The sequence below is a fragment of the Parageobacillus sp. VR-IP genome (assembly GCF_013357975.1).
GTDB classification, from domain to species: domain Bacteria; phylum Bacillota; class Bacilli; order Bacillales; family Anoxybacillaceae; genus Saccharococcus; species Saccharococcus caldoxylosilyticus.
In genome coordinates this window covers 299,384-315,316 of the sequence record NZ_JABVYQ010000001.1, presented here as the reverse complement: position 1 = coordinate 315,316, position 15,933 = coordinate 299,384, and the positions used below count along the sequence as shown (strand labels likewise).

Annotated in this window: 15 protein-coding genes, 1 pseudogene and 1 riboswitch; of the genes and pseudogenes, 4 read left to right on the top strand and 12 right to left on the bottom strand. The window is 44.4% G+C overall.

All coding sequences use genetic code 11. From position 1 onward, the window contains the following. The first annotated feature begins 67 nt into the window (after nt 1-67). Both HT574_RS01725 and HT574_RS01720 read left to right on the top strand, forming a co-directional pair. A complete protein-coding gene (locus HT574_RS01725) occupies nt 68-409 on the top strand; it encodes a DUF485 domain-containing protein (protein WP_175243250.1) in 342 nt (113 codons plus the stop codon). Continuing rightward, nucleotides 409-1,941 (top strand): solute symporter family protein, encoded by a 1,533-nt coding sequence (locus HT574_RS01720; RefSeq protein WP_175243249.1) that lies wholly within the window; start codon nt 409-411, stop codon nt 1,939-1,941. Before HT574_RS01725 ends, HT574_RS01720 begins: the two co-directional genes overlap by 1 nt. A 127-nt stretch (nt 1,942-2,068) precedes the next feature. On the opposite strand, the gene menC is transcribed toward HT574_RS01720, so the two are convergent. The 7 genes from menC to crcB (HT574_RS01685) form a co-directional block, all read right to left on the bottom strand. Beyond that, complete coding sequence (gene menC, locus HT574_RS01715) at nt 2,069-3,187, bottom strand: o-succinylbenzoate synthase (RefSeq protein WP_175243248.1); 1,119 nt, start codon at nt 3,185-3,187, stop codon at nt 2,069-2,071. Nucleotides 3,188-3,205: 18 nt separating this feature from the next. Then, nucleotides 3,206-4,027, bottom strand: coding sequence for a GNAT family N-acetyltransferase (locus tag HT574_RS01710; RefSeq protein ID WP_175243247.1), 822 nt, complete (start codon nt 4,025-4,027; stop codon nt 3,206-3,208). Further along, complete coding sequence (locus HT574_RS01705) at nt 4,002-5,171, bottom strand: M20 peptidase aminoacylase family protein (RefSeq protein ID WP_175243246.1); 1,170 nt, start codon at nt 5,169-5,171, stop codon at nt 4,002-4,004. The genes HT574_RS01710 and HT574_RS01705 overlap by 26 nt, the downstream gene beginning before the upstream one ends. A 192-nt stretch (nt 5,172-5,363) precedes the next feature. After that, nucleotides 5,364-5,792, bottom strand: coding sequence for a threonine/serine exporter family protein (locus HT574_RS01700; RefSeq protein WP_175243245.1), 429 nt, complete (start codon nt 5,790-5,792; stop codon nt 5,364-5,366). Nucleotides 5,793-5,812: 20 nt separating this feature from the next. Continuing rightward, complete coding sequence (locus tag HT574_RS01695) at nt 5,813-6,568, bottom strand: threonine/serine exporter family protein (RefSeq protein ID WP_175243244.1); 756 nt, start codon at nt 6,566-6,568, stop codon at nt 5,813-5,815. A gap of 77 nt (nt 6,569-6,645) precedes the next feature. Beyond that, nucleotides 6,646-7,005: a fluoride efflux transporter CrcB gene (gene crcB, locus HT574_RS01690; RefSeq protein WP_175243243.1), complete on the bottom strand. Its 360-nt coding sequence runs from the start codon at nt 7,003-7,005 to the stop codon at nt 6,646-6,648. 14 nt (nt 7,006-7,019) lie between these two features. Then, nucleotides 7,020-7,418 (bottom strand): fluoride efflux transporter CrcB, encoded by a 399-nt coding sequence (gene crcB / locus HT574_RS01685; protein ID WP_175243759.1) that lies wholly within the window; start codon nt 7,416-7,418, stop codon nt 7,020-7,022. A gap of 55 nt (nt 7,419-7,473) precedes the next feature. Then, nucleotides 7,474-7,534, bottom strand: a riboswitch (Fluoride riboswitch). Nucleotides 7,535-7,889: 355 nt separating this feature from the next. On the opposite strand from crcB (HT574_RS01685), the gene HT574_RS01680 reads away from it, so the two are divergent. Next, nucleotides 7,890-9,107, top strand: a complete 1,218-nt coding sequence (locus HT574_RS01680; RefSeq protein ID WP_175243242.1) for a DUF5667 domain-containing protein — start codon at nt 7,890-7,892, stop codon at nt 9,105-9,107. Nucleotides 9,108-9,283: 176 nt separating this feature from the next. Here the strand turns inward: HT574_RS01680 and HT574_RS01675 are convergent, their stop codons facing one another. The 4 genes and pseudogenes from HT574_RS01675 to HT574_RS01660 all read right to left on the bottom strand — a co-directional run bounded on the left by HT574_RS01675 (nt 9,284) and on the right by HT574_RS01660 (nt 13,258). Next, nucleotides 9,284-10,267, bottom strand: a complete 984-nt coding sequence (locus HT574_RS01675; protein WP_175243758.1) for an ornithine cyclodeaminase family protein — start codon at nt 10,265-10,267, stop codon at nt 9,284-9,286. Between the two features lie 34 nt (nt 10,268-10,301). Beyond that, entirely contained in the window at nt 10,302-11,606 is a 1,305-nt protein-coding gene (locus tag HT574_RS01670; protein ID WP_175243241.1) for an MFS transporter, read from the bottom strand. Nucleotides 11,607-11,710: 104 nt separating this feature from the next. Then, nucleotides 11,711-12,055: pseudogene (locus HT574_RS01665) on the bottom strand (DUF6176 family protein). A 261-nt stretch (nt 12,056-12,316) separates the two neighbouring features. Next, nucleotides 12,317-13,258 carry a diacylglycerol/lipid kinase family protein gene (locus HT574_RS01660; protein WP_175243240.1) on the bottom strand — a complete coding sequence of 314 codons (942 nt, stop codon included), beginning with the start codon at nt 13,256-13,258 and terminating at the stop codon, nt 12,317-12,319. Nucleotides 13,259-13,608: 350 nt separating this feature from the next. Here HT574_RS01660 and HT574_RS01655 point away from each other — a divergent pair, with 350 nt between their 5' ends. Next, on the top strand, nt 13,609-14,868 hold the full coding sequence (locus tag HT574_RS01655) for a Glu/Leu/Phe/Val family dehydrogenase (protein WP_175243239.1): 1,260 nt from the start codon (nt 13,609-13,611) through the stop codon (nt 14,866-14,868). A 129-nt stretch (nt 14,869-14,997) separates the two neighbouring features. Here the strand turns inward: HT574_RS01655 and murB are convergent, their stop codons facing one another. Next, on the bottom strand, nt 14,998-15,930 hold the full coding sequence (murB, locus tag HT574_RS01650; RefSeq protein WP_175243238.1) for a UDP-N-acetylmuramate dehydrogenase: 933 nt from the start codon (nt 15,928-15,930) through the stop codon (nt 14,998-15,000). Between the last annotated feature and the right edge of the window lie 3 nt (nt 15,931-15,933).

Here is a 15,933-nt window from a genome sequence, read left to right as displayed (position 1 = left end):
GCGAAAGGGGGAAGGTTTTGTTTTCTTTGATCATTCCAACTAAATAATAAGGAGGGACTATTTTTCTATGGCAATACGGGAACATTCTCTCATGGAGCACACATCAATCGATTATACGAAAATTACGCAATCTTCTTCTTTCCAGCAACTGATGCGCGCAAAGAAAAAGTTCATTTTGCCGTTAACACTATTCTTCCTCATTTTTTATTTTGCTCTCCCGATTTTGACGTCTTATTCTAACGTGTTAAATTCGCCTGCGATCGGTCCGATCAGTTGGGCTTGGTTGTTTGCATTTGCTCAGTTTATTATGACGTGGGCATTATGTACGCTTTACTCTAAACGGGCAGCCAACTTTGACGAAATGGTTGAGCAAATTAAACAAGAAGTGAAGGAAGGGGGAAGCGTATAATGCACGGCTTAGCCTTTTTTTTATTCTTAATTATTGTAGCGTTGACGCTGATCATCACCTACTTCGCTTCCAAACGAACCAGGACAACGAGCGAATTTTACACAGCCGACAGCAGCTTGACCGGCTGGCAAAACGGCCTGGCGATCGCAGGAGATTACATGTCTGCCGCTTCGTTTTTAGGCATTGCGGGGATGATTGCACTCGCTGGTTTTGATGGTTTCTTTTATAGTATAGGATTTCTTGTTGCCTATTTAGTCGTCCTTTATATTGTTGCAGAACCGTTGCGCAACCTTGGAAAATACACAATGGCTGATATGATTGCCGCAAGGTTCGATGATAAAAAAGTACGCGGTATTGCTGCCTTGAATACGATTGCTATCTCCACGTTTTACATGATTGCTCAGCTTGTCGGCGCCGGAGGCCTCATTAAGCTATTATTAGGAATCGATTATGTATACTCCGTCCTCATTGTTGGTGTGCTAATGACGATTTACGTCGTTTTCGGCGGCATGATGGCAACAAGCTGGGTACAAATCGTAAAAGCAGTTCTATTAATGGTGGGCACGTTTATTATTTCGGTCATGGTCTTAGTAAAGTTTGACTTCAGCGTCATCAAAATGTTTAACGAAGTAAAAACGGCTACGCCGCTCGGCGAAGCGTTTCTGAATCCAGGCAACAAATTTAAAGACCCGCTTGATACCATCTCGCTAAATTTAGCACTCGTTTTAGGAACAGCAGGGCTTCCGCATATTTTAATCCGTTTCTTTACAGTAAAAGACGCACCAACGGCGCGTAAATCGGTCGTCTATGCCACATGGATTATCGGCATTTTCTACATTTTAACAATCTTTTTAGGATTTGGCGCCGCCGCATTTGTTGGTTACGACAAAATTGTCGCCGCCAATCCTGCTGGAAACATGGCTGCTCCATTACTAGCCGAAGCGCTCGGCGGGGATGTCCTATTTGCCTTTATATCCGCCGTTGCATTTGCTACGATTTTGGCGGTGGTTGCCGGTCTGGTCTTATCAGCGGCATCCGCATTTGCCCATGATTTCTATAGCCATATCGTTCGCCGCGGTCAAGCGACAGAAAAAGAACAGATGGTTGCCGCCCGTTGGGCATCGATTGGTGTAGCAGTATTATCCATTCTTCTGGCATTATTCGCGCAAAAAATGAACGTTGCCTTCCTTGTTTCGCTGGCATTTGCCGTCGCAGCAAGCGCCAACTTACCGATTATCGTCTTTACTATTTTCTGGCGGCGTTTTAATACAACCGGTGCCATTACAGGAATGATCGTTGGTCTATTCAGTGCATTGTTGCTCGTATTCTTCAGCCCGAACGTCTGGTCACCGCAACCTGGTGCTGCTATTTTGATCGGCGAACCGTTCTTTAAGCTTGCCAATCCTGGCATCGTTTCGATTCCGCTAGGGTTCATCGCCGCGATTATCGGTACACTTCTTTCTTCGCAAAAAGAGGACAATAAAAAATTTGATGAGATTCTTGTGAAAGCAAATACAGGAATCAGCCAATGACAAACTAAATGGAAAAATGAAATTCATCATTAGAAGCGCTTCCTTTAGAAGAATGAAGACTTCTCCTTGTGGCGGCACCGAAATGCATAAAAGGGCTGAACGGTAATGTTCCGATCAGCCCTCTTCTTTATTGGGCACGATACGTTTTCGCAAATACCATATAACTGTCCACTTGCCGGCGATCGACCTCATAGCCGATCCCAGGCGCCTCTGGTACCGCAATCGTTCCATCATGCACAACCACTTCCGGAATAATAATGTCTTTTTCCCAGTAGTGGGAAGAAGCGGCTGTATCTCCTGGCATCGTAAAGTTTTCCAACGTCGTCATTGCAATATTATGCGCCCGGCCAACCCCCGCTTCAAGCATTCCGCCGCACCAGACAGGAATGCCGTTTGCTTGACAAAGGTCGTGAATTCGCTTCGCCTCCGTCAAGCCCCCGACCCGTCCAATTTTTATGTTCACAATTTGGCAGCTGCCCAGCTGAATCGCTTTTCTTGCGTCTTCCGCGGAGTGAATGCTTTCATCTAAACAAATCGGCGTGCAAATCTGCCGTTGAAGTGTCGCATGGTCAACGAGATCATCCGCTGCCAGCGGCTGTTCGATCATCATCAGCTGAAACTCGTCGAGCGCTTTTAAACGGTCAATGTCTTGCAAGGAGTAGGCAGAATTCGCATCCGCCATCAACGGGATGTCTGGAAAACGGCGTCGGACTTCGCGGACGACTTCAACATCCCATCCGGGTTTAATTTTTATTTTAATGCGGCGATATCCCTCCTGTACGTACCGGTCGATAACCCGTAACAACTCATCCACATTTTTTTGAATGCCGATGCTCACTCCTACTTCAATGCTGCTCTTCATTCCACCGAGGACTTTATGTAATGGCAGCTGCTGTTTTTTCGCAAATAAATCCCATATCGCTCCTTCAATCGCCGCTTTCGCCATTTGATTTTTCCGAATGGCGGAAAAGCGTTGCTGCAGTTCTTGCGGATAGGCAACGGGCGCCTGGAACAAAAGCGGTAACAAAAAGTCCTCTAACATATGCCAATTTGTTTTTACCGTTTCCTCATTATACCAAGGGAACGAAAAGGCAACCGATTCGCCCCATCCAGACACACCATCTTCATCGATTGCTTCCACTAAAATAAACTCTTTGTTCCGAAACGTGCCAAAACTTGTAGCAAACGGTGATTTCAGTTCCATTTGCAAATGGCGCAGTATTACTTGTTTTATTTTTATTTCCATAAAAAACTCCCCCTACTCTTATAACGGCAGTTGGTCACGCCTTACACACACATAATATAAAACAGGTTCATGTTCGCGGCGAAGGACATGCGCCACCGCCCATCCATGGCGAAAGAGGCGGGTGAAAACAGCACGGGTTTTGTAGCGCCAATCAAGCGCCAATGAAGGATTTCTTTCTTTCAGCGCCTGAAACTGAAGCGGAATCGCTACAAACAAAAAAGAGGAATGATCTGCATCTTGCTTCTGCCACACTGGCTCTAGATCATCATTGTGATGTTGCCGCCAGCCAAGCACGACGTTTTCTGGCGTCCACCGCAGCTCAGAGAAAACGCGGCCTCTTTCCTGTAAATATCGGCTTTCAAGCAGCCACTCAACTACAAAACGGTCGGACGGCAAATGTTTATTGAACGCATCATCCATTTCGCCATAGCAATTTTCAATATACTGCGAACAAATCGCCCCCAGTTTTGCAATATTCACGTAACCATTTCTGCTTTCGAGCGGATCATAGGTCCAGCGGATTTTGCGATATCCTCGTTGGATTGCTTCCTGTGCCTGTTTCATTTTTAGCATGTATCCGATTCCGCGGTCGCGAAATGGTTTGGCAATCCCCATCATATGGGAACAAAGATACACTTCTCCATTTTCGTATCCGGGAAAACTATAGACAAATCCAACCATTTTCCCCCCAACAAACGCTCCGATAATAATGCCGCCGTTTTTCGCCACCGTCACCGTCTGATGGGTTGGAATCGGAGACGTTCCCCATATTTCCGCTTCTAACCGCGCCATCTCCTCCAGTTGCTCCATCGTTTCAATTTTTTGCAGCGAAATACTCACTTTCTGTCTCTCCTTGCAACGCAAAATAGTCAAATGTTTCCATAATGGTTCTTGCCAATATTTCAATGCCTACTAATAAATCTTCGCGTCGGAATGTCATTTGCGGATGATGCAATCCTGGTTTTAAATCGCAGCCAAGCCCTAACATCGTCGTTTTTAGCGTTGGTTTTTTAAAGGAATAAAAATGAAAATCTTCTCCGCCCGATGTTACAACCGGCGGCAGGCATCTTTCTTTCCCAAGCGTGGCGATAATCGCCCGTTCCATGAATTGCTGCGCCTGTGGATGCGGATTGGCGGCGACAATGCGCGCATTGGCACGCAGCTCAATCTCGGCGTCATAAATAGCTTCAATCCCTTTCACCACGTGATTCAATCCTTCCACTAACTGGTCCATCGCTTCATTGGTTTGCGAGCGTAAATCAAGGGTAAACTCGGCGTAATCCGGTATGATATTCGCATTCTTTTCTCCGGCATGAAACCTCGTCATTTTAATCGACGCCGGAACTTGCGGATCGATATGAACTTTGCTTAGCTCTTGTACGATCGCGCTGCCCACTTCAATGACGTTGACGCCAAGATGCGGTCTTGCCGCATGCGCTGCCACTCCTCTAATCCGTCCCTCAATGCATTGCGCTGCCCCGTGCAAAATAGCTGGAGCTGCATAACCGCTTTTCACTTCTTGAATCGGCCGCAAATGAACACCGTACAGAAAGTCAATGTCATCGACAACGCCTTTTTCTACAAATTTTAATGCTCCTGTCCCTTTTTCCTCGGCCGGTTGAAAAAGAAGTTTCAGCTTCCCTGGCGGCTTATAGCCAATGCGATTAAACAGTTTTGCGACCCCTAACACCATTGTCATATGGGCATCATGTCCGCACGCATGATTCGCCTGCCAGACGCCGTTTACTTCCTGCCAAAGTGCATCCATATCGCTGCGAAGTCCAACCGTCAACGGTCCATTTCCGATTTCGCCAACCACACCAGGGCAATCGGAAAACGTGTGAACGCGATATCCTTCCTGCTGCAACTGTTGCTTCATAAATTGTGTTGTCTTCCACTCTTCCCAGCTAATTTCCGGATGACAATGAAGATAGTCAAAAATCTCTAATATCTCTGCTGCCATCTCGTTGATAATATTCCTCATTATGTTCTTCTCCCCCGCTGATATCATAGTCAACTTTTCGAAACATTGGGCGCTTCGAAAAAAGTTATTACACATTATTATAATATTCAAAAAAAATGTTGCAACCTTAGGCATATTGATTAACCTAGGAGAAAACTACTGACAATTACGATAAAAAAATCCTAAACTTCGCGATTCGAAGTTTAGGACGCATCATGACCGCCGACGTTTGATCAGCTGATTGACGACTTCGGAAAAAATCAACCCCATCGCAATCGCTCCGGAAATCATAAACGCTTTGGCCGCAAGCGATATCGCCGCATTGTAGTCATTGAGAACGACGTGGCGCATCGCCTCAAACGCCGTTCCCCCCGGCACGAGCGGAATGATCCCAGAAACGCTGAAAATGGTAGCTGGCGTCTTATAAAGGCGCGCAAACAAATTGCTGAGCAGCGCCACGAAAAAAGCGGCAATAAACGTCGCCAGCACGTTGTTTAAATGGTGTTCGGCAAAGACAAAATAGACCATCCAGCCGACCATCCCGACAAACCCGCTATTGATTAATAATTTTTTTGGAATGTTAAAAATCATCCCAAACAAAGCCGAAGCAATAAAACTGAGCAATAGTTGCTGAACAATCATCGATGTTTCCCCTTACTTTGTTAACGAATCGATAAAATAAGAGCAATCCCCGAGCCGATCGCAAATGCCGTTAAAAACGCCTCCGCCCCTCGGGACAACCCGGCAATAAGATGCCCTGCCATTAAATCCCGCACCGCGTTGGTAATCGCTAATCCTGGTACTAACGGCATCACCGACCCGATCATCATTTTCCCTAAATCCTCTCCCAATCCAGCCATCATCATTAACAACGCCATCCCACCGGCGACAAACGAAGCGAAAAACTCGGCGAAAAAGCGGATTTTTATCAGGCGATGAATCATCTCAAAACAGTAAAATCCTGTTCCTCCGGAAAGAAGTGAAGGAAGAAAATTGCTCCACCCACCACCAAGCATTACGGCAAAACAGCCGCTCGCTATCGCTGCCGCAATCACTTGCAGCCAAAGAGGATAGGCAAACTTTTGCGCTTCCACTTCTTTTAACTGTTCATACGCTTCCTCAAGCGTCAGCTCTCCGTTGCTAATTCGGCGAGAAATGCTGTTCACTAGAGCTACTTTCTGCAAATCGGTCGAGCGCTCCGAAATGCGGATAAACTGCGTCGAATTCTTCTTATCAATCGAAAAAATAATCCCGGTCGGCGTCACATAGCTATGCGAACGGGGAATACCAAAAGAAGCGGCGATGCGCATCATCGTATCTTCCACGCGATACGTTTCCCCGCCGCTTTCGAGCATAACTTTTCCCGCGAGCAGACAAACTTCGACAATCTCATTCGTCCGGTCTGAATAAGCTGACATGTTTCACCTCTCCATCTATACTTTACTTTGAGATATTACAAAAAAATAGATCCTTACACAATAGTATTTTCCTTCTTTTACATTCCTGCCGCTTTCATGCCAAGAAACGCGAGCAATATGCCAAGCATATAGCTGGCCAAAAGATAGAGAATGAGCAGTTTCCATTGCTTATTCAAATACAATGTAACATTCTCAAGTTTAAAGGTTGAAAAAGTCGTAAACGCCCCCATAAACCCTGTTCCGAACAGAAGGTTCCATGAGTCATTCCATCCTTTTCCAATCATATATCCAAGCAAAAAAGATCCGACTAAATTGACCAATAACGTAGCGATCGGAAAAGACGAAGGATATTTCTGTTTGATCCAATTGCTGACGCCAAAGCGCGCGATTGCGCCGAAAAACCCGCCGATCGCGACAAGTGCGCTATTCCATAACATAAGACTTCCTCCCCTTACTCCGCCGTTTCTTTCTGGGTACGCAAGCTGCCTTGTCCAAACCGAAATCCCAGCCATGACATTGCCAACCCTCCGCATAGGCTGAGGACAACATAAAACAACGCCATTTCCCAATGGGATGTGCGCAGCAACTGAACAGTCTCGACGCTGAACGTAGAAAACGTCGTAAACGAACCTACTAATCCTGTTCCGAGCGCTGTTGCTACATAAGAAGGCAGATTGTTTAGCCGAGGCAAATACACAGTCAGCCAGCCTAACACAAAACAGCCAATCATATTGGCCAGCCATGTCGCCATAGGAAACAATCCGCTCCACCACCCGCTGACGAACAAACCTAGATAATATCGCAGCAATGCGCCGACAATCCCGGCGAGGCCGACAACGACATAAACCACTAAACCCACTCCTTGTTCCCAATTTATCAAAAACAAACTCCTACCAATTAATGATTCATTGGTAGGAGCCATCAGCCCGAAAGGAAGTTTAGGAGAACTCCATCGCCTATTACACTCTGTTCGTTATTATAATATTGTAACAAAAAAGATATCTCACTGCCAATTTGCACAGTTTTTTCCTTGACTATTCTAAATAATTAGCTATGCTCCCTCCACCATCTGTTTTTCGTTCTTATTCTTCTACACGGATCGCGTGTGAAAACGTCTATTGCAACAAACGCAGACTTTGGCCATCCTCCTTCCCGGTTCATCATCGAACCGATGACATGGTTCCTCTCCTTTCTTTTCCATCTTTCTATGTCTCTGGAATGATTCTTTTTTCTTTGCTCCTTTTTTAGACAGAAACAGCGGATTTCTTTACGAAGCATATATAGCGAAACCAAAAATGGACATGTTTCAGGAGGGGGACATATGAACAAACGAAAATCGATTTATCGCGTCCTATCTAGCGGTGCGCTGGCTGCTATCGTTGCTTTTTCCTTCAGCGGCTCTCCTACATTCGCCAGCACGGGCACCATGCAGACAAGCACCGCGAAGCAAGTCAATGCCAACACGGAAGCTCCATCACTTTTACCTAGCGACTTTTTCTACTTCGTCAAAACGATGATGGAAAAAATGGAGTTGGCCCTCACTTTCAATGATGTTGAAAAAGCGAAGCTGCTTGCGGAGTTTACCGAAAACCGCATCAATGAAGCAAAAGCACTTCTAGAAAAAGGCGAAACACAATCGGCGAGAGAAGTGCTAGAAAAAGCATTGCAGCAGCAAGAAGAAGCATTAAAAGCATATGAGAAAAGCAAAAAAGAAGACCGAAAAGATACAGAACAAAAAGACAAAGAAACAACAACCAACATAGATGCGTTGCGCAAGCAGCTGGAAGAAAAATTCTCGAAAAATATTCTTGCCTTACAGGCAGCGTTAGAAAAAGTCAAAAATCCCCGTGCAAAAGAAGTGTTAGCCCGCAATATTGAAAAGGCAAAAGAAAAGCTAGAAGCGAAAATGGAAAAACGTTTAACAAAATGGGAGGAAAAACAACAATCTTCTAAAGAAACGACAGACGCTGACCAACAACCAACTGATGAAACAACAGAAAACAACAAAACAACCAACACGAATGAGCAACCAACCAATGATACAGCAACGCCAGACAAATCCACCGATACGGCTGAACAACCGACAGCAGATACAACAAATACAAATCAAATGTCAGCAAAACCTGCGGCGGTAAAACCTCATTCGGCACAAGCAAGCACGACAAACAAAGCAAACGCCGCAACGCAAGCAAACACACAAAAACAGCCAACGACAAACGCTAAACCAGCAAAACATGCATCATTCGCTAAACATATAACAGAACAGCCGCGCCATCACGTTGAAAAACAACCATCCGCAAAATTGCAAATCGGGGTAACAAAAACAAAAGAAGAAAAAGCAGTGAATCATGACGCCAAACTGACAAAACATGCACCATCCACTGAACATGTAACAGAACAGCCGCACCATCACGTTAAAAAACAACCATCTGTAAAATTGCAAACCAGGGTAACGAAAACAAAAGAAGAAAAAGCAGTGAATCATGCTGCCAAACCTTTTCAAGACAAACAAGATAAAAAGGAAAAAAGCGGGAAGTAATTTAATGATTAGAGGATACGATGCTCAAATAAGAGCATATATCCTCTTTTTTCATGCATACATTATATATTGATGGTGTTGTTTACGAAAAGGTTTATAAACTATAGGCACATAACATGACTAATATGTGCTTTAAGTTTTTATATTTAGGGCTTGATAAAGACCTCTCCTGCCTTTTATAACGAAATGGTCATCCCTTTTCCGTTCTCCACCGCTTTTTTATACACTCCCATGGCGACGGCAAGATCGAATGAAGCGACACCGACACATTTGAATAGAGTGATCTCTTTTTCATGTTGCCGGCCGCTTTTTTCGCCTGTTACCAATTCACCAACTTCAGCGTCGATTTGTTCAAACGACCATCTTCCAGTGTTTTCCGCCTGAATAAGTTCGCCTGCTTCGTGCTTGACTCCCTCCTTTGTATCCACGACAATGCGGTCCGCTCGAATAATCGTTTCTACGTCCAATTCCTGCATATGTGGAAGATAGGAGCCAATGGCATTAATATGCGTCCCCGGCTGCAATGCCGTTACCGAAAAAACTGGAGTTGTCGAACGTGTGCTGCAAATAACGATATGCGCTTGACGCACCGCCTCATCTGCATTATCCATCACATGGATCGTCCCTTGCCACTCGGGATGCGCTTCCTGAATATATGCCGCAAATTGCTCCGCTTTTTCTTTCGTTCGGTTATAAAGAAACATTTCTGTAATCGGTCGCACTGCGAGCATCGCCGCTACTTGTTCCCGCGCCATCGCTCCCGTTCCAATGACCGCGAGCCGGGAAGCTTCGCGTCTGGCTAGATATTTCGTGGCAATGGCACTGGCTGCTCCTGTACGAAGTCGTGTTAAATACGTAGCGTTCATCATTGCCAAATGCTCACCCGTTTCCGTGTCTGTCACCACAATCACCCCTTGCGTCGTCGGTCTCTGGCGCTCCGGATTATGCGGGAAAATGCTTACAACTTTCACCGCTGCCATCTTTGTTGCAGCGCTCGGCATATAAAGCACCGAGGCGTCGTGCTCTAAAAAATTCAACACGGTACGCTCTGGAATCTGAATATTCCCGTTTCGTTCCTCGCTTAAAATAGCCTCAACATCAAGAATTGCATCTTCCATCGTATATAGTGATTGAATTTCTTTTTCCGATAAAATAATCATCATGCTTTGCCCCCTTGATAAAAAACGAAACCGCTTATGCGATTCCGCTTTCGTTTGTTACATCTTGATCTAAAACCTCATTTTTACGATCGCACACAACCCAAACAGCGATTAAAGAAATAATCGAGGTAATGATGATATAAAGAGCGACTGGAACATAAGAATTGTCATATTCCGCTAACAGCGCTGTCGCAATAAGCGGAGCCGTTCCGCCTGCAACCGCGGCGCCGATTTGATATCCAAGTGTAATCCCTGTATAGCGCACGTTTGATTTAAATATTTCAGAAAACATCGTTCCTAACACAGCAGTAATCGGCGCCCAAATAATTCCAAGTCCAATTATCGTCGCGATAATCATCAGCGTTACTGAGCCTTGCTGCAGTAACCAAAAGTACGGAAACGCATACAATATCATTAAAATCGTTCCGCCGATATAAAGAGGTTTGCGTCCAATTTTATCGGACCAGCTGCCCATGACCGGAATTAAAATCGTCGTGATCACAGTCGCAATCGTTACCGCATTTAATGCAGCGGTTTTCGAAAATCCTAGATACGTTGTCGCATAAGAAACGATAAACGTTCCAAAAATATAGAATGGAGCTGTTTCAACAACTTTTCCTCCTACCGCGATTAACACTTCTTTCCACTGTGTCTTCAACGTCTCCAATAACGGAACTTTCGCAATTTCTCCTTTTTCTTGAACTTTCTTAAATGACGGTGTCTCATCAATCCCTTTGCGAATCCATAATCCAAAAAAGACAAGCAGTGTGCTTAGCAAAAACGGAATCCGCCAGCCCCATGACATAAAGGCATCATTAGGCATCATCGTCATTAATGACATGACAAAAGTTCCAAGCAACAGTCCAATCGTCACACCCATTTGTGGAATGCTGCCGAAAAATCCGCGTCTTTCTTTCGGAGCATACTCAACCGCGAGCAACAACGCGCCGCCCCATTCACCGCCAAGGCCGATTCCTTGCACAAGGCGAAGTAAAATTAATAAAATCGGCGCCCATACACCTATTGTTTCGTACGTCGGAAGAAGCCCCATCCCCGCGGTTGCGAGTCCCATTAAGCTTAATGTGAAAATCAATGTCTTCTTCCGTCCAATCTTATCGCCAATATGGCTGAACACAACGCCGCCTAACGGGCGAATAAAGAAGGAAAGAGCGAATGATGCATAGGATAAAAGCAGCCCTACGGTCGGATCTTCGCTCGGGAAAAACAACTGATTAAATACAAGCGCAGCGACCGTTCCATACAAGAAATAATCAAACCATTCGATCGAACTCCCGACAAGACTCGCCACTAGCACACGACGTGATACTCCCTTATCCACCGTTATTCCCCCATTCTTTGTTGTCCCTTGACAATAACATTTTATTTTAAATATTAAGAAAATAAAATAAAAAATTAGATTCATGATTAACTTCTCAAACTTGCTTACTCCATCTCCTTAAGAATATGCTCTGGAATCATCACTACTTCTGTCGTGATCACAGGTTCGTTATATTCCTCATCAATACACTCATACCAGAACGCCAAATGTTTTTTATCAATTTCGTGTTCGGACTCTTCTAGGGAAATCCCGCCTTCTCCCTGAACAGAGAACCAGTAAAGAAACTCTCCTTCCTCATTTCGCTCGCGGAAGATTGCTTCGACATGCATTTTTTAATCTTTGAGCGTCAACAGCACCTCGTTCATATGTGTGTTTAATAATTCCATCCATTCATCCACCCGCTTCGATTTTCCTTCCTTTACGCGAAATTTGCTTAATTCTACTTTCATCTCATGCTTCCACCTTTCTATTCATTGATGAACTTCAAAATATAGAAAGAAAGCAGTATATCTTGTATGCCATGCCGAAAACGGTGGAGATAAGCGTCGCATAATAGTCATCAATGTGACCGTGCGCCACAAGACAACTAACAGAAAAATGATATAGCATACTACATCGAGCAGCATCCCTTGCTTAGACGTTCGTTTTTCACCTTATCTTTCTACTCTATTTCGCTTCCTATCTATATCATTCCTTCTATAATTTTACACTTAACTAGTTTGCCTTTGCGCGATCACAGACAGCGCATTCTCTTGCACACAAACAGTAACGCTCCCAGAGCCGATATTTTCCCCATCGGCATGCAAAGGAAGAAGAGAGCTAGTATGTATGTGAATGTGTTTCCCGGCAAACACTTTCACTTCCTTCATTTTTATATGCCCTCCCCAAAAAACCGTCACAAATAACAGCAATATTTTTAACCGCGATATTTGATCAACGACAATGATATGGAACAGGCCATCATCTGATTTTGCGGACGGCGCTATTTTCATTCCTCCACCATAATAGGAATGGTTCGATATCGTGACAAGCCAAGTCCGCTCAAATAAATGCTTCTCCCCATCAATCTGCAAAACTACTTTGGCCGGCTGGTAGAAAATTAATTCTTTCATTAAATAGAACACATAGACAAATTTGCCAAGAGAAAGGCGATTGAACAACGACTTTAGTTTGGAGCGATTTACTTTTCGCGAAATTTGCGCATCAAAGCCGCAGCCTAAATTGTTCACAAACACCCCTTCTTGTACATGCGGACCTGCAAATTGGCCAATATCATAGGCAGAAAAACAATGGCTTTTCAGTAATAAGAGAATGTGCTCCAACGCTTTTCGAGGATGATTCGGAATGCGGATGCCGCGCGAAAAGTCATTTCCCGTGCCTGCTGGTATATAGCCAACAATACCGTGCTTAAATGGAAAGACACCGTTTGCGACTTCATGGACCGTGCCGTCGCCGCCGATGGCAATAATGGCGGCAGTTTCGCTCGTACTCTCAATGATTTGCCTGGTAATTCGTTTCCCATCACCTTGCTTCTCTGTAAAAAATACTTCATATGAAATATGTTTTTTGCGAAGAACTTTCTCTAATCTTTTCCATACCTTTTTGCACCGCCCATTTTTCGCCGCTGGGTTGACAATAAAATAAAGTTTCATCCTTTCTCCCCCATAAAAACTCCGTTATCAATTTTTCTCAAGGATGCTGTATGTTTATGTGCATATACATTAAATTAACGCTATTGTACATTATTTCTTTAATTTTTATGAAGTAATATCCAGCAAATTTACTGCATGCGTGTCATCCTTATCTATCACTTCGAGCTTTTAAATCTAGTTTTGCAATATTCTCATAATAATGTAAAATGATACAATAAACACATAGTTATTTGATAATTTAAAATTTTAATTGAATAAATATAAAAATATATGGTAGTATGGTAATAATCTGCAAACCAATAAGCTACCGTCTATGATCATGCTGCATCATTCGTCATCAGAAGGAGGAAATGCCTATGATTGTAACAAAAGAAAACTTAAATCCGTATGAAATCGTCAAAAAACAAATTGAAACAGCTGCAGCGAAACTAGGTTTAGAACCGCACATCATTGAAATTTTAAAAAGACCGATGCGAGTTCTCTCCGTATCATTCCCTGTCAAAATGGACGATGGTTCCATCCGAGTATTCGAAGGATATCGCGCTCAGCATAACGATGCTTTAGGCCCTACTAAAGGGGGAATCCGCTTTCATCCTGATGTTACACTCGATGAAGTGAAGGCATTATCAATGTGGATGTCGTTTAAATGCGCTGTCGTCGGACTTCCTTACGGCGGCGGAAAAGGCGGAGTCGTCTGTAACCCGCAAACATTAAGCCGTGGAGAATTAGAACGAGTCAGCCGCGGATTTATCGAAGCCATTTCGCAAATCATCGGCCCGGATAAAGATATTCCTGCGCCTGACGTTTATACAAATTCACAAATCATGGGTTGGATGATGGATACATATAGCCGCATCAATCAATCTTTCTCCCCAGGCGTCATTACGGGAAAACCGCTCATCATCGGGGGATCGAAAGGAAGAAATGAAGCAACCGCGCACGGTTGTGTCATTACGATTCAAGAAGCGATGAAAAAGCTTGGACGTCCGTTAAAAGATGCAACCGTCGCGATTCAAGGATTCGGAAACGCGGGAAGAACCGCCGCCAAACTGCTTGCAGAACTGGGATGCAAAATCGTCGCTGTCAGCGATTCCAAAGGCGCTATTTATGACCCGAACGGATTGGATATAGCGAAAGTAGAACATTTGAAAGATCATCACACTTTGCTCGACTACGGTGCGGAATATCAAATCGATCCTTCCGCTTTATTGGAACTGAAAGTAGACATTTTAATTCCTGCCGCTTTGGAAAACGCGATCACATCGGAAAACGCTGACCAAGTTCAGGCGAAAATCATCGCAGAAGCGGCAAATGGCCCAATCTCTCCGGATGCAAACCGCATCCTCACAGAGAAAGGAATTATCGTCATCCCTGATATTCTTGCGAACGCAGGCGGCGTAACCGTATCCTACTTTGAATGGGTGCAAAATTTAATGAACTATTACTGGAGCGAAGAAGAGGTGAACAAAAAATTAACGGACATCATGGTGCAAAGCTTCCACGCCGTTTATGAAGCAGCGGAAGAGTATGAAACCGATCTGCGCACAGCCGCTTACATCATTTCGTTAAAACGAATCACAGAGGCGATGAAAGCGCGCGGCTGGGTATAAAAACTAGAAGCAGCTTTGAAACGAAGCCCCACTTGGGGGCTTTGCTTTTTTCTGTCTATTATTCTCTTTTTCATTTCTTTTCCGCAACAAAAAATCCGAACTCGTTTGTGAGTTCGGACTGAATTTCTGTTATTGTTGTTGCTGTTTTATATCCTCTCCGATAATTTTCACCTCTAATTCAAGATCAACGCCGAATTTCTCTTTTACCGTCCTCCGCACCATTTCAATGGTTGCAATATAATCGGAAGCGGTGGCGTTGTTTTTATTAATAATGAAACCAGCATGTTTCGTCGATACTTCCGCCCCGCCGACTCCTTTTCCCTGCAGGCCGCTGTCTTGAATGAGTTTGCCCGCGAAGTATCCAGGAGGCCGTTTAAATACGCTGCCGACCGATGGGTACTCGAGCGGCTGCTTTGATTCACGCTGGAACGTTAAGTCGTCCATTTTTGCTTTAATTTTTTGCGGATCGCCTTTTTCGAGCTGAAACACGACTTCAAGCACAACGTCGTGCGTCTTGCTGATAATGCTCGTGCGGTAGCCTAATTGCAAATCATCTTTATACATCGTCTTTAGCTCGCCTTTTTGCGTGACAACCTTCACATGGTCCAGCACGTCTTTTACTTCCCCGCCGTAGGCTCCCGCGTTCATCATAATCGCGCCGCCGACAGAGCCAGGGATACCGCAGGCAAATTCGAGTCCTGTCAAGCTATGTTCCAAGGCGAATCGGGAAACGGTTTTAATGTCGGCACCGCTTTGCGCGATAATTTTTTCTCCTTCCACCTTTATTTCCGCAAGATGTTTTAACTGCATAACAATACCGCGAATGCCACCGTCGCGGACGATCACGTTCGATCCGTTGCCAAGCAACGTAAAAGGAATCTGAAATTTTTCTTTTAGTCGAATAACGTCAACGACTTGTTCATACGTCGTCGGCCAGACAAGAAAATCCGCCTTGCCGCCGATTTTCACTAACGTATGATATTTCATTGGTTCATCGCGCAGGACATTTTCTTTCCCGCAAATTTGCACTAATTCTTGATAAATCACATCATTTGCATACATCGC

Coding starts and splice junctions, on each gene's coding strand:
- HT574_RS01725 (WP_175243250.1), top strand. CDS start 68: ATGGCAATACGGGAACATTCTCTCATGGAGCACACATCAATCGATTAT.
- HT574_RS01720 (WP_175243249.1), top strand. CDS start 409: ATGCACGGCTTAGCCTTTTTTTTATTCTTAATTATTGTAGCGTTGACG.
- menC (WP_175243248.1), bottom strand. CDS start 3,187: ATGGAAATAAAAATAAAACAAGTAATACTGCGCCATTTGCAAATGGAA.
- HT574_RS01705 (WP_175243246.1), bottom strand. CDS start 5,171: ATGAGGAATATTATCAACGAGATGGCAGCAGAGATATTAGAGATTTTT.
- HT574_RS01700 (WP_175243245.1), bottom strand. CDS start 5,792: ATGATTGTTCAGCAACTATTGCTCAGTTTTATTGCTTCGGCTTTGTTT.
- HT574_RS01695 (WP_175243244.1), bottom strand. CDS start 6,568: ATGTCAGCTTATTCAGACCGGACGAATGAGATTGTCGAAGTTTGTCTG.
- crcB (WP_175243243.1), bottom strand. CDS start 7,005: ATGTTATGGAATAGCGCACTTGTCGCGATCGGCGGGTTTTTCGGCGCA.
- HT574_RS01680 (WP_175243242.1), top strand. CDS start 7,890: ATGAACAAACGAAAATCGATTTATCGCGTCCTATCTAGCGGTGCGCTG.
- HT574_RS01675 (WP_175243758.1), bottom strand. CDS start 10,267: ATGATTATTTTATCGGAAAAAGAAATTCAATCACTATATACGATGGAA.
- HT574_RS01660 (WP_175243240.1), bottom strand. CDS start 13,258: ATGAAACTTTATTTTATTGTCAACCCAGCGGCGAAAAATGGGCGGTGC.
- HT574_RS01655 (WP_175243239.1), top strand. CDS start 13,609: ATGCCTATGATTGTAACAAAAGAAAACTTAAATCCGTATGAAATCGTC.
- murB (WP_175243238.1), bottom strand. CDS start 15,930: ATGTATGCAAATGATGTGATTTATCAAGAATTAGTGCAAATTTGCGGG.